Origin of the sequence: Agarivorans albus (assembly GCF_019670105.1) — a bacterium.
Classification (GTDB): Bacteria; Pseudomonadota; Gammaproteobacteria; order Enterobacterales; family Celerinatantimonadaceae; genus Agarivorans; species Agarivorans albus.
In genome coordinates this window covers 4482082-4496574 of record NZ_AP023032.1, presented here as the reverse complement: position 1 = coordinate 4496574, position 14493 = coordinate 4482082, and the positions used below count along the sequence as shown (strand labels likewise).

Sequence of the window (14493 nt, the reverse complement as noted above, 5' to 3'; positions counted from 1 at the left end):
TCTTGAGCGAGCCGACTTATCATTACAGAAATGAGTGCCTTGCTATACGGTAAATCTACTGCATTTCATGGAAGGGAAAGAGTATTTGAATGGTCTATCAAATGAAACTGCCGCTCTATAGAGCGGCAGAGTCAGTTTAGCTATTACTGAATTTCAATTTCACTATTGGCTTCTGCCTCATGGTCTTCTTTTTGCGCTAGCGCGGCTTGAGCTTTGGGCGCGTCTAGGCTTAGCTCGCTGCTGCGGTTGGCTAAGCGCTCTGGGGCCGATTCTGCTTTCATTTGCAGGTTAGAGCTGTTGTATTCATCTACTACTTTACGCTGCTCGTCGTTCATAGCAGCAGTGCCTGCGCGGTTGCCAATGCTGTGCATTAGTTCGTGATGAAGTTCGTCGGCTAAGTTCTCGTCACCGTGCATGGTCATAATATGGCGAGGGAACATTAAGTTAGTGCTACCAATGCCAGCAAAGGTAGAGCTAATGACTCGCGTTACAAACAAACGTGGCTGAATGGTTGAGGTGAACACGCTGGTTTCTAGGCTAGTGCTGTCGTTATACCCTTTACCAAAGGTGCGCGTATCTTCTTTTACCGTGCCTTTACACTTGAAGTAAACCAAGCTTGATTCAAACTGGATTTCGCTCCAAAACGGATGGCTTAAGTTGCTAAGCAAACGGCCAAAAATGGCACAAATGGTGGCAGCAACTAGCAAGGTAAGAATGGTAAAGAAGCTTTCAATGGTAGTTTGAACAAATGCTGGTCCGGTTTCATCATCCAGTAGCTCAAACACTACACCGTCGAAGAAGCTGGTATAAGTGGTTAGCGGAGTGAGTGCGTAAAACACTAATAAGCTGGCGATTAGCAGTAAAGCCTGAGCCAAACTGGTTGAAGCAATACGCATTTTTTTGCTTACTGGTTCGTCGTTTTTCTCAACAGTTTTTGGTTGAGTTTCTTGAATCAGTTCACCATCAAATTCGCCATTGTTAGGGTTTTGGCGAGCACTCAAAGGTTTATAAACACGGTTTGGCACCTTTTTGTAGCGACGACGCTCCATCACTTGGTGGGTAAACTCGTTGAATATATCCATTGGGCGAGCACCTACTTCGCTGGTGCGAGGCAGTTTGTCGGTGATCTCGGTCGTTGGGTTAGCTTGTTTGGCACGCAAGGCGGTTAAACCCAATACCAAGGCACAGCTAATTACAGAGAAGACAAAAATTAAGCCTAACCAGGTAGAGTTACTATAGCTGTTGTAGGCCAAATCTAGCATTTGGGTTGCCCAAGTCATGCCTTCGCTTAGCTCTGCTTCTATCTCTAAACCACGTAGTTGAGCGGCAATAACATCTTGGTACTGGCCTAGCTCGTAAGCAAAGAGTTTGCCTAGAAGCATGTTAACCAGTACTGGCACACTTACACATACCGCCACCATTTTAACAAAGCCAAAAGCGCTAACGGTTTCGATACCACGACCTAAGCTGCGGTTAAGTGGGCGGCCAGCTTTAAACCATACTAAGGCTACGTAGCAGAGTAAGGTAAAGGCAAAGAATGGCATCAAGATAGTGGCTTTATCGCCAGCTAAACCTACCGACGTTACAAAGCTTAAAATGGCAAAAGCAAATAGCGCCACTAAGGTTTGTACTAGTGCCCCAACAATGCGCTGCGCCAAGTTCTGAATTGGGTAAGGCACAAAAGTGATTTTGGGGAATAGGGTGTGCAGCATTCTGGCTACTAAACCCACGGGTTCTTTAAAGGTGTAGTTTTTACTGCCCACCAACATCGATTCAATTTGTTGTTGGTCGTAGGCTACGTCGCGTTGCTCACGCTTAGCACTGTCTTGCTCAGAGCTTGCATGGTTATAAGACAGTGAAGTAGGCGCTGAGCGTCCCACGTAAAAACGCATTACCTGCATTAAGCCACGCCCTAGTGTCCATAGGCCGTTGGCCATCAACACAAAGCCGATGATGGCGAAGGTCCATCCGGTAATTGGGTGGGTTTGTACTGCACTTGCTACGTTTAATAATGAGAGTAAACCTAGCAGCGCTGTGATGCCGCCTCGAATGGCACGCAGGGTGCCTTCAAAACGGAAGGGATTGCGGATCCCTAAGTCGAGTGAGCCATGTTCAAAAGACATGTTAGTTCCTTAAACGATATCTTGGTTTAAATAAGAGTTTGGTAGCCGTCGGCGTCGGTTTTAGGTTCTGCACTTGAAGAGCCAGAAATAGGGGACGGTGCCGCTTGGGTGGTATTGGCAAAGGCAGTGGTTAACTGTTGTCTTATGGTCTGGCCAAAGGCTAAGCGCATTTTGTTGCGTAAGCGACCCAGAGGAATGCCTACAAATAGTTTGCTGAGAATAAAGCCGACAATCGCGCCCATAAACGCCCAGCCATAACTTACGTTGTTATAGCGTGCTGCATCTGCAAAATTGGCAATTAAGTGAGGAGTGTCGAGCAATATATATGGCATTGATTGAAAGAATGACGCGATCCCGTAACGACTGATACCCGAACCCGCCCAAAACGCACACCAAGCAAACAGTAGTGCCAAAAAGCCAGTAATTAGCGGGCTCCATTTTTCTAATTTTGCGGCAAAGCCTTGTAGCGGAATAATGCGTTTGGCTGCCGTAAGAAGGTTTACTTGCGTGGTATAACCCAAGAAATCATTGGAGTGAAGGAAGTAGCCAAAACGAAAAGTTTTCTTGGTTTTTTTGTCTTCGCCCCACAGGGTTGAAATATGCTGAGTGGTTGGTGGAATATCAGGCTTAAAATCGACGCCCATTGTTTCCACTTTGCCATTGTTGTCTTCTAAATATATGTTGATTCCATCACTAAAGTGTTTAGAACCACCATAGGTTTTGGTTACTGAAATAATATTGAAGTCATAGTCATTTTTACCCACTCTAATGGTGGTTGGGTGAGATGTTTCCATTCTGTTCTCGCTACTGCAATTGGTCTAGTTAACTCAAAATATGGACGGTAAACGCCCACCAATGCAGATTTTGCGGGAAGAATATTACACTAACAATGCGCTTAAACTAAAGATTATTATAATATTTAAAAAAATATCATTGCTTTGATTTTCATGACTTTTTCTTGATCTTAGGGCTGTATTATTGAGCGCTGCATTAGTATTTATACAGTGAAAAATTTTGTTACTTATCTTTGGGTAGGCAAATGTGCTGACGCAACAACTCAGCCGAGTCGGCTGCATTGGCTTGGCAAACAAATAGGCCTATTTGCTCATAACCACCCATCATTTGAGTTTTAGGTAAAAACTCAAGATACAACCCACAGCCTGGCCCATTGTTGATGATCATATTGTAGGCAGGCGGAATACCCATTTGCTCCATGAGGTGCAGAATAGCTTGTATGGCTTGCTGCATGCCTTCCACCAATTGTTGCTGCTCTATGCTGTTGAGCTGATGCAAGTAGCGTTTGTCGCTGTCTTTCACAATTAGCAGCATGTCTAAAGGTCGCTTCATAAAGTACGGTACGATTAGCTGCAATTCACCATAGTCTTTTACCAGTAACTCGCTGGGGTTCTCTTCCAACATGTAGCGACTAAAGGATTTGTTGTGGCGTTTTCTAAAGCGCAAGTTATTGAAAAAGTGCTGCGGCAAAATGTTGCTATAGGCAATTTGCTGGTGGCCATGTACTAAAGAAGCACCAGCGGTAGCGCCAAAGTTTTTGATAATAGACACGTAGCCACTAACTACGTCTTGATTCACTTTGGTTTCAGAGCGCGCCATAAAGTCGGTGGGTTGGCATAACAGATTCTTTTCTAAGTTTGCTAAACGCTGAAAGCTAATCAGCGCATCGGAGAATGGTAGGTTATGCCAGTCTTTATCGTGTAACGAAGAAGTCCACTGCAATAGGTGAAAACCATAGGATGCACGGCCTTGGTGTTCTGGGTCTTGGTGGAGGAAGTAGTCGGCGTTTTCTAAAGGAATATCTTCGATAGGGTGAAAAATGGGGTAGAGGTTTTTGTTGATAAAAGTAAATCCCTCGCTGTGCTCGGTTATGTCGAGAATATCGGCGCTTTTCCCTTCACAAATAGGGCAATGCTCATCTTCTTTAACTGCAGTAGGTTGCGCTGTAGTGTGAACCCTTTTAGCGCGGGCAGAGTTATAAATCACTAAGTTACCGTTGCGTGGATCAATTTGACAAACGCCGTCTGGAGCAAACTGCTTTAGTTGTGGATCTTGGCTAATGTTTTCTAGTAAGTGATGAAATTGAAGCTGGTCAAGATCTTCACTTAAGGCAAGCGATTTTGCTAAGGCAAGAGGTAACTGTTTGCTCATTGACGATCCTTGTTTGCTTAATCCAAAAAGAAATAAGTAAGACTTGCACGGCTATTTGATTATAGGTGATGAACTTGCGACGCGCGGATTAATGCTGCTTGCTTGAAACAAAAACTGGCAGCGCTTGGTCTTTGCATGTAAATGGAAAGTAAAACACTAAAAGTGGAAGCCTTTCTGAGGCTTAACAAAGTGAGTTTAAGCCTTAAAAGCGCTGCTTTGGTTAAAGTGAACCAGCTTATAATAAAAGCATTACAATTTTTCAGTGTACAAGTGTACGCTGAAATAATAAGCTGGTCGGCGACTTGTTAAATTTAGGTAACAACATGCAGGCTGCAAAGCACTACAGCGCGAAAGAAGAATTACTGAATGTAGTTTCTCACCTCATTGGTTTGCTTATCTCAGTGGTGGGTTTGTTTATGTTACTGAGCAAAGCCGAAGGCCTAACTGAAGTGGTGGCTGTAAGTATTTATGGCGGGTCTTTAGTCTTGTTGTTTTTGGCCTCTTCTCTTTACCATGCGGTTAGCCATAGTGCCTGGAAAGCTGGCTTAAAGCTGTTTGATCACTCTGCGATTTATCTGTTAATAGCCGGCACTTATACACCAATATTACTGGTGTCTTTTGACGGTTGGTTATCGCTAATTTCGATGATTGTAATTTGGACGCTAGCGGCTTTTGGCGTGGGCTTTAAGTTGCTCACTGGCACCCGTTTTCCCAAAGTATCACTGAGTACTTATTTGGCGATGGGGTGGTTGTCTTTGGCGTTAGCTTATCCCATGTATCAGCATATTGCGGGCGAAGGTTTATGGCTATTAGCTGCCGGCGGAGTATTGTTTAGCGTGGGTGCGCTGTTTTATGTGGCCAAGCACAAACCATACACCCATGCTATCTGGCATGTTTTTGTAGTTGCAGGTTGTGCTTGCCATTTTGCTACGGTGTACGGCTATATCGTTTAGCGCTTAACTTAGTCAGCTCGATATTAATAATATGCCTCGCCTACCTTTTGGCGATAAACCACATGTTGCTCGCCATCGGGATCTTGGTACACAAATTCATCTTCACTAATCGAAATGATTTGGTCACACCATTGTGTACCAACTGGCAATATTTCTGGGTGTGATGTTCGGCTAATGGTTAAGCAAATCGTCGTACCCAAATCACCAGAAATCTCGTAACGGCCATCTATTCTAAAATCAGCAATGCTGTCGGGAAAGGTACCCCAGCTGATAATGGTGCCGTCGGCATTGTATTGGTCGTAACCCCAAATGGATTGGCCTTGATCTTCAGAGCTTCCCCACAAACCAATTAGCGAATCTGGATTTATTGCATCTTGGGCATGCAGTAAGCCGCTGGTTAATAAAAATGGCAGTAGGAAAATGGAAAGATTCATTGTGGTGCCAAACAGAGATAACTTACTTACTTTTTTATCACTTATCTATTGTGGTGGTCAAATGTAAATGTAGGTGCCTTTAATTATAAGTAAGGCCGAGATTAATTGAAGACTATTTAGTCAAATGGTTAGTTGGTACTGCAAATGGGCTTGCAGTACCAATTAGATACATACTAGTGTGAAAGGTAGTAAATTGCTAAATCTGTTATCAATTGAGTTCCATTTTCTAATGAATAAAATTTAGAGTTATGATTTATTGAACCTTTAATTTCTTTTACGCACCAAATTACTTTACCATTTGCAAGATCGAATGAGCATAAGTCATCACTTTCTCTAATCTCTGGGCGATAAGTGAACAAAATATTTTTATTTCCATCAGATTTCTTTTGCTCTGCAAACAGAGAGTAACTATAGGCACTTATATAGCTATGTTTAGCTTGCCCTGTAATCTCTAGGTCATTAGTTACTTGGTTAGTACTTAATGATACCCCTAAAATACGCATAGATTCTGTACCGTTATTGTAAATCACTGAGACCGTGTTTTCATTTGTATGCGGAGACTTAGAGAAAAACACCTCTTTAATACGCGAGTTTTTTAGAACCGTAGCTTGAGTATGTAAATCTACCTGAGTTACAAATTTATATTCGTTATCGGAAAAGTGCCATATTCCTACTTTATGATCAGTAAAGAGAGTTATATAGGTCTCATTCCCTAGACTCTTGAACTCTATTCTGTCAATTATCAAAGAAGATATATTTCTTTGCTCTACAGGTATAGTATTTCCAGCTAGATTGTATACTGTTATTCTGCCCGTTCCATCTGATGTGGCAATATGTCCTCTCTCTACGCTAGCAGCACTGACTCTGCTTATATTCTTCTCCCGCCACAATTCAGCACTTAATGAATCTGTGAGCAAACATGGTTGGCTATACTGGCATTGAAACAGAAATAATCCAGTCTCATGCTCGATTACCAAATCTAAAGAGTGTTCAGGAGTGATTTGAGTAATTGAAGCTAGTTGACCATTCTCTTCAGCAAAAAGCTGGGATTCAGATAAAGAATATATTCTTTCGCTATTCAATTTGGCGACTTTAGGAATATGCCCTAAGTTTGAGCTTGAAAAAATCCAGCTCTGGTTGTCGGCCCAAAGAATACTATGTTTATCTATATCTTGGAATATGACTTCTTCAACACCATCTTCGTCTATATCAATTACGTGTAGTAAAGAATTTCCGTAGTAATAGTTATGATCATCTTTTACTAATGTTGAGCATGTATAACTACTAGAATCATGCTCGCAAGTTATACCTCGGCTAACAATGTCAATATTTGAGAGGTTGTTTCTTTTTACTAAATAAGGACTAGAAAACCAAAATCCATCAAGTTCGACATCGCTTATAGTTAAGCCATTGTTTAGATTAATACGGGCTAAACTTATATTATCGGATAGCCAGTGTTTGTAAAGGACGTTTAATTCCTGGGCACCTCCATTATTGACTATACGGAAGTCATTTATCTGTTCAGCCTCTAGAGTTATGGTGTAGCTATTCTGCTCATCAAAAATGACAATGTCTCTATGATCTTGCACTACATATATAGGAGATTCATCTATCCGAGTTACTTTAACTGGCACCGTTGATGGATGGTTTATCGATATTTGTTCAAGAGTCGAAACTTCACCTGTAGTTAGATCCATTGTCTGATATAGACCATCTCCTGAATAAAACACCAACATAGAGCTTCCATTACCTTCAATGTCGGCAATTGTCATTTCTTCTGTACCAAATGCTTTTATAGAGGAAGGGAATTCAATTAACAGAGTTCGCTCAGAAAGTTCAAAATTGGTTTTGTAGATGCCCTTAGGAGATTGAATTATGAAGTTGTTGTCATGATAGCTTAGACCAATAATACCTTCTGGAATTATTCTTAAACTCTCTTTCTTTATTTGAAGACTTTTACTTTCTTCATTTAGACTGAAAGCTATTAAACTTCCTTCACTCGCTGTGATGATCTCTTTCTTTCCATCATCGTCTATATCAGCCAAGATCGAGGCGCTAATCAGTTTCCAATTTGGGCGATTTGAGACACCTGTAATACCTTTTCCTTTTACACTAGCTTGATGTGAAACTTTAGTAGAATGGTCTCTATTATTTGCATTAATTCCGAAGTTAAAAGTAGCGTCTAAGCCTAGAGGTGTCGTGAGCTCCCATTCAATCATTCCCGTTTCATTAATCGTCAATCCTACTGGGCCATAGTCAATACTATAGTTGAGCGGTCCATCGTTATTCGGAGAGTTGTTGGTGACGTTAAATTCAAAGAGATCTCCTGCTGGTATTTCTTCAGGAAAGTTTTCAATTGAAAAACTGGGCTTTCCCTGACGAATGTAAATGTTAACAGTTTTGAAGGAACTTAAAGAATAGTCCTTAGCGGTTACTTTTATCTGATAGTCGCCGGACTGATTTGCCTCAAAGCGAACTCGGTTATTTCCATCTTGAGTTAGTGAAACTGTTGCATCGTTCGGCTTATCCAACAATACATAGTCATAATCTAATAGATCACCATTTTCATCACGGCCATCTAAGATAATATCTAGAATTTCTTGTTTATTTACTTGATGTGACTCTGAGTCTTCATCGAAGGTCGGTGCGGTGTTTTTCTGATGGGGTCCTGATTTTAGTACAGACATGGAGGTTGTAATTTTACCTATCTCTTCATCTTTTATAGCTAAAGAAAATTCAACGACCCTTGCTTTAACTATAGCATCAATGGTTGATTCAAAACCCTCTACTTTAAAGCTTCTATCTTGGTTGAAATTTTTAGAACTGCTAATATCAACAAAATTAATTTCATTTAAGGCAATGCTTCCATTGAACTCTTCTATAGAGTTTTGATTGTAAAATAAGTTGAAATTGTTGTATCTAAGCTCTCTATTATTAAAGGTGTCGCTAATAGATAAATTAAATATGTGATGTTCTTCTGTGTCTTCAACTAAAATGTTAACATCACCATTGTAATTAAATTCTCCATCTTTACCTTCAAAAGAGATTTTCCAGTTTTTTAATTCTAATTTGAGATTTTCTGACCCATTTTCTAGTAGCTTTTCGGTAAGATATATAGAGCCATTAAAAATAATTGAGCCAGTCTTACAATTGTTGAATTTAAGTTGCCCCTTTATTGAAGTCTCATCAATGGTGGGATTTATGAGCTCGAAGTTACCACTATCTAAACAGAACTCTTCGCTGTCACTAATTAAACTGCCCAAGTCCAAGTCTAGTAACCCGCCAGTTGAAAAAATGCTGTTGGTGTTATCATTGCCTAAGCGGGAGGCGTTATCTATGATTTCCATAGTATCAAACAAAACTTTAGGAGCATCCTTCCTTGAAATGCTGATTTGAGTTCTTGGTTCTTCGGGAGGAGAATTATCCTCGGAACTTGTCCCTCCTCCTCCGCATGCTGATAGAAATATTAGAGTTGTAATTAGAAACGTACATCTAGGAAGTGCCATAAGAATCCATTCTTTTTAATACAAACTAGTTCTATTCGATGTTAGCTAATTTTCGTTTGAATAGTTCAGTTACTTATTCAAAGAATTAGTCATCGACTTCAATTGAATGGAATATAAACTGTTTCACCAAAAAAATCATGCGAAATAACTGAATTGGATATTAGAGTTCAGTTTGTAACACTGCATAAAATGTAACAACTAGTAAGGCCCTTTACGTCAACCAAACCAGTTCTGGCAAGGCGCTTAAATCCAACTTGTCACCTTGTTTGGCCGCAAGCATTACGGCGGGTTGAGCAAAAGAAGCTTGAATGGCTGCCAGTAGATCTTGTTGTACTTGCTGTTCTCCATGCACCAATATTAGTGGAGGAGCGTTATCGAATTGTTGGTACCAGTGGATCAATTCGGCTTGGTCGGCATGAGCGGAAAGCCCCCCAACGGTGTGCAGCTTGGCAGCAACTTTAACCGGTTTGCCGCGAATAGTGAGATAGTCGGCCCCATCTACTAGCATACGCCCAGGGGTGCTAATGGCTTGGTAGCCACAAATGATGACATCACATTCAGGGCGCCATAGGTTGTGCTCAAGGTGACAGCGGATCCGCCCGCCATTACACATGCCACTGCCAGCGATAATTATTAGGCCTTGGTTTATTTCATTAAGCTCCATGGATTGTTCGGTGCTTTGAATAAACTCGACATTAGATAGCAGTGGATGCTCACCGGGGTGCTGTTGAGTAAAACGCTTAAAATCGTCATCCATCACCGGGTAATTGTTGATATATACCTTGGTGGCTTCGATAGCCATGGGGCTATCTAAACAAATTCTCCAGCGCGAAAGGTCCCATTGCTTGGCGTAGAGATGAAATAAATAGAGTAGTTCTTGGGCGCGCCCTACCGAAAAAGCAGGCAATAGAATATTGCCCTGGCTACCGCTAATTGCTGCTGCAAATATTTGCTCCAGTTCATCGATGGTTTGCTGCCAGCTGCGGTGTAAGCGATTGCCATAGGTGCTTTCCATCAATACTAAATCGGCTGTTTTGATAATTTCAGGATCATCCAAAATAGGCATGCCTTCGCGGCCTAAGTCACCACTAAATACAATTTTTTTGCGGGTGCCTATTTCACTTATCCATAACTCAACAATGGCCGAGCCAAGAATATGTCCAGCATCGGAGAGCTGCAGGGTGAGTTGAGGAAGTACCTGGATGCTTTCGCCATAGTTGAGCGGTTTAAATTGCTGGATAGTTTGCTCTACGTCTTGTTCATCAAACAAGGCTTGCAGTGGCTCAAGGCCCTTTTTTAAACGCTTTTTGTTAAGCCGTTCGGTGTCACGCTGCTGCAGCATGGCGGCGTCTTTTAGCATAATGGCACAAAGCTCTGCCGAGGCTTTATGAGTATAAATAGGACCCTTAAAGCCAGACTTTACTAACTGCGGTATTCTGCCGGAATGGTCTATGTGAGCGTGGCTAAGAATAACCGCATCAATCTGTGAAGGCTCAAATCGGAACGCTTGGTAGTTGCGCATTGCATCGGCTTTGCTGCCTTGAATCAGCCCGCAATCTAATAGCACTTGTTTATCGTTTACCGTAAGCAAGTGGCAGGAGCCGGTAACTTCTTCCGCTGCACCAAGAAACTGTAAGGTCATGGTCATGATATCAGTCCCTCTTCAAACAAGGCCTAGGTAAAGTGTAGTTCAGCTGCGGATGTGAATGTGTGGCTTAGTTAACGGAGTTCTTAAGGCTTTCAAATAAATGGAATAAGCGTGAGATGGAGTGGTTTAGGTTTTGAAAGAAATAAAAAAGGCTGCCATGGCAGCCTTTGACGAGATGAAGCGCAATTTAGGCTTTAAGTGTTGATAGCTGAGTATCAAGTGCCTGCGCTACTTGCGATAATTCAGCGCTAATACTTTCGATATCGTGAGCCAAACTATTCTGTACGCCTGCAGCTTCGCCAATGCCATTAATATTGCGGTTAATATCTTCGCTTACATGGCTTTGTTGATGAGCGGCAGTGGCAACTTGGGCTGCGTTGTCGTTAATTACCGAAATGCTTTCTACCACTTTATGCAGCTGCTCGTAGCTGGCTTCGGTGTCTACCGCGGTGGTATTCACTTTTTCTCGGCTGGTGCTAATTAAGTCTACCGTAGCATTTACATCACTTTGTAGTGCTTGAATCAGTTGATTAATTTCTTCGGTAGAGCTTTGAGTTCTGCCAGCTAGGTTTCTTACTTCGTCTGCAACTACCGCGAAGCCTCGGCCTTGTTCTCCGGCGCGCGCTGCTTCAATTGCTGCGTTTAATGCCAGTAAGTTGGTTTGCTCGGCAATACCACGAATGGTCTCTAAGATGCTGTTAATGTCTTGGCTACGACCCGCTACTTGAGTGATTCGTTCGCTAATGCCTTCCATACTGCCAGAGATATCGCGAATTTGTTCAACAGAGCTTTGGAACTCTTGCTGAGTTTGGCTTAACTGTTTCTCAGCTTCTTGAGCGTTGGTTGCGGTGCCATTGGCCAGCTCTGCTACGTCGCTAGCAGTCGATGACATTTCATTTACTGCGGCTGCCACGCTGTCGGTGTCGTTGCGTTGTAAGCGGCTTGCTTCTCCCGCCGATTCGGCATTTTTAGCCAGAGTTTGTGAGCCATTGGTAAGTTGATTTGATTGCTGTTGTAGCTGATTTACCATTACCCGTAGTTTTTCGGTAAAGGCGTTAAATTGGGTTGCCATGGCTACCAGCTCTTGGTGCTTTTGCACGTCTAGCTTCATGGTTAAATCGCCATCATTTCCGGCAAGGTAACCGATCCGACGGGTGATTTGGCTTAAAGGCTCTAAGAAACCTTGCACCAGTTGCGACACAATAAACAGCGCAATGATAACCACAACGGCAGACACTAAGATCATGGTGCCGCGAGCTTCTGCTGCTGTTTCTGCAAACAGAGCTTGTAGTTCAGTTGCATTTAGCTGAGTGGCAGCAGCGGCTTGTTCGGCGCTAAGTGAAGCGCTACCAAACATCAACATGCTAGTAAGCACGCATATAAATAATAGGGTGATGCTAATAAGTAGTTTTAATTTAAACGACAGTGTTGCCATTATTGTCCTCCATGAACCCGTCTGTCGCTACAATCTCATACTTTTGAATCTGGCGCTCAACTTTCCTCACATATTATTGAACAACAAGTAAAATTTTTACTTTCATCGCATTTTGCATAGCCCTGATGGGGTTAAAAGTAATAGTTCCGCTGCTGGTTGAACAGCAGCGGAGTAAAACGGCAGAACCTATATCTAAGGCTGGCTTTGAAGATCTATTTGATAAAGGGCAAAGCCAACATCATCGACAGAAAGCTTTTGCATTGGATAAATGGCTTTTTCGGCGATAAACGCGGCAGCTTTGTCGCTGGGGGAGGTTTCAAAGAAAATGTTTAACTTGGCTTTAGTTTTTGATTCAAGAGGGCTAAAGCGCCAGTTGTTGTCGGCGCTAGGGCTAATTTGCCCTGTTTCCTTGCTTACTCGCTTAATGTAGTTGGCTAATACACTGCGGTTTTCGTCGGGTGCTTGAATCACCACTTTGTCTTCGCCGGTGCCGGCAAAGCCGCCGCTATAGGCGCGATAGTTGTTTGTTGCCATTAAAAACTCTTGGCTTGGGTCAATCGCTTTGCCAGCGTAATGAAGTTGTTTGATACGTTCAGACTCTGGGTTGAGTGGTTTGCAGTCTGCGTCAAAACGGGCGGCTTGGCTTACGTCAATTTGGTAAGTAACACCGTCGATGACATCAAAATTATAGGTTCTAAACTCGTCCCAATTGATTAACGCTTGCGGGGTGGCTTGGTTTGGGTCTATTTGGTTGAACTGCCCAGCCGAGCATTCTAGCCAGTCTTTAACTTCAGCACCGGTAACTTTTAATACCACCAGAGTATTGGGGTATAAATATAAATCGGCAGCATTTCTAAAGGTGAGTTCGCCGGCTTCTACTTCGGTATAGTTGCTAGGGTCGTTTTTACGTCCGCCTGCTTTAAAGGGGGCTGCGGCCGATAGCACCGGTAAATCGGCTAAATCGGGGTCACCTTGAATTAAGGTTTTTACGTAATCGGTTTGCGCTAAGTTAACAATTTGAATGGTGGGGTCGTCCTGAACTAAGGCTAAAAAGCTGTACATCACGTCGCTAGATTTACCCAAAGGCTGGTTGACAAAATCACGGGTGGCTTGGTGATCTTCGGCTACAGCGGCCACCATGGCTGAATCAGCCTTTGCCAGAGATTTTTTATTGGCGCTGTCAAAGATAGCTCGGTTGGTGGATTGGCTTTTAGTCACCTGCCAGCCTGCTTGGGTATGCTGTAGCTCTAAGTCGATAATGCCAACATGGCTGCCCCAACGCCCCGGCATTACTGCCGCCACCCCATTAATAGTGCCGCTTTGGTTATCTACACCTGGCAAGTTATCAAAGCCTTTTCCGGGGAACACCGTATGCGCATGACCAAAGGCAATGGCATCAATGTCTGCGACTTCAGATAAATAGTAAACCGAGTTTTCGGCCATGATCTTGTAAGGATCGGTAGATAGGCCTGAATGGGGAATGGCAACAATAATATCGGCGCCTTCGGCCTTCATTTTTGGCACCCACAGTTCGGCACTTTGCTTGATGTCTTGCGCGCTTACTTTGCCTTCTAAATTGGCTTTATCCCAAATCATAATTTGCGGGGGAACAAAACCAATGTAGCCAATTTTGAGGTTTTGGCTTTGACCGGCTGTATCTTTAAAGCTGTAGTCTTTTATTAGGTAAGGACTAAAGTAGTTTTGCTGGTTGTCGCTGCGGATTACGTTTGCATTGATGTAGGGAAAGGTCGCGCCTGCTAATGCTTTGTCTAAAAAGCCTAAGCCATAATTAAACTCATGATTACCTATATTGCCGACATCGTAATCGAGGCTGTTCATTGCCTGATAAACCGGATGAACTTGTTGGCCAGCTAACCCTCGGTCAGCAATATAGTCGCCCATTGGGCTGCCTTGTATCAGGTCGCCATTATCTACCAGCACGCTATTGTCCACTTCTGCTTGGGCTTGTTTAACGAGGGTAGCGGTACGCACTAAACCTATTTTGGCGGAGGGTTTATCCTTGTAATAGTCAAAGTCCATTATGTTAGCGTGAATGTCAGTGGTTTCGATGATTCTGAGCTTAATTGTGGAGTCGTGAGCGTAGCTATAGGTGCTTATAAATAGGCAGGTGAAAAGGAGTATTTTTAAACTATTCATGGTGGCTCCGCTTGGAAACAGTAAACAATAAAGTAAACCATAGCAGAGCGGCGCAAGGTGGCACTCTCAAT

9 protein-coding genes are annotated in these 14493 nt (G+C 42.8%); 1 reads left to right on the top strand and 8 read right to left on the bottom strand.

Annotation, left to right across the window (positions count from 1 at the left end):
- Positions 1–143: 143 nt before the first annotated feature.
- The 3 genes from K5620_RS20310 to K5620_RS20300 all read right to left on the bottom strand — a co-directional run bounded on the left by K5620_RS20310 (position 144) and on the right by K5620_RS20300 (position 4289).
- Positions 144–2123, bottom strand: coding sequence for a hypothetical protein (locus K5620_RS20310; RefSeq protein ID WP_016403133.1), 1980 nt, complete (start codon positions 2121–2123; stop codon positions 144–146).
- Positions 2124–2149: 26 nt separating this feature from the next.
- Positions 2150–2917, bottom strand: coding sequence for a hypothetical protein (locus K5620_RS20305; RefSeq protein WP_016403134.1), 768 nt, complete (start codon positions 2915–2917; stop codon positions 2150–2152).
- Positions 2918–3140: 223 nt separating this feature from the next.
- Positions 3141–4289 carry an HIT family protein gene (locus tag K5620_RS20300; RefSeq protein WP_016403135.1) on the bottom strand — a complete coding sequence of 383 codons (1149 nt, stop codon included), beginning with the start codon at positions 4287–4289 and terminating at the stop codon, positions 3141–3143.
- A 323-nt stretch (positions 4290–4612) separates the two neighbouring features.
- On the opposite strand from K5620_RS20300, the gene trhA reads away from it, so the two are divergent.
- Positions 4613–5242 (top strand): PAQR family membrane homeostasis protein TrhA, encoded by a 630-nt coding sequence (gene trhA, locus K5620_RS20295; protein ID WP_016403136.1) that lies wholly within the window; start codon positions 4613–4615, stop codon positions 5240–5242.
- A gap of 23 nt (positions 5243–5265) precedes the next feature.
- Here trhA and K5620_RS20290 read toward each other — a convergent pair whose 3' ends face one another.
- From K5620_RS20290 to K5620_RS20270, 5 genes are all read right to left on the bottom strand, one after another.
- A complete protein-coding gene (locus K5620_RS20290; RefSeq protein ID WP_016403137.1) occupies positions 5266–5676 on the bottom strand; it encodes a hypothetical protein in 411 nt (136 codons plus the stop codon).
- Positions 5677–5849: 173 nt separating this feature from the next.
- Positions 5850–9182: a hypothetical protein gene (locus tag K5620_RS20285; RefSeq protein ID WP_016403138.1), complete on the bottom strand. Its 3333-nt coding sequence runs from the start codon at positions 9180–9182 to the stop codon at positions 5850–5852.
- Positions 9183–9393: 211 nt separating this feature from the next.
- Positions 9394–10830 (bottom strand): MBL fold metallo-hydrolase RNA specificity domain-containing protein, encoded by a 1437-nt coding sequence (locus K5620_RS20280; protein ID WP_016403139.1) that lies wholly within the window; start codon positions 10828–10830, stop codon positions 9394–9396.
- A gap of 187 nt (positions 10831–11017) precedes the next feature.
- Positions 11018–12265: a methyl-accepting chemotaxis protein gene (locus tag K5620_RS20275; RefSeq protein WP_051147653.1), complete on the bottom strand. Its 1248-nt coding sequence runs from the start codon at positions 12263–12265 to the stop codon at positions 11018–11020.
- Between the two features lie 192 nt (positions 12266–12457).
- Complete coding sequence (locus K5620_RS20270; RefSeq protein WP_040307493.1) at positions 12458–14422, bottom strand: bifunctional 2',3'-cyclic-nucleotide 2'-phosphodiesterase/3'-nucleotidase; 1965 nt, start codon at positions 14420–14422, stop codon at positions 12458–12460.
- Between the last annotated feature and the right edge of the window lie 71 nt (positions 14423–14493).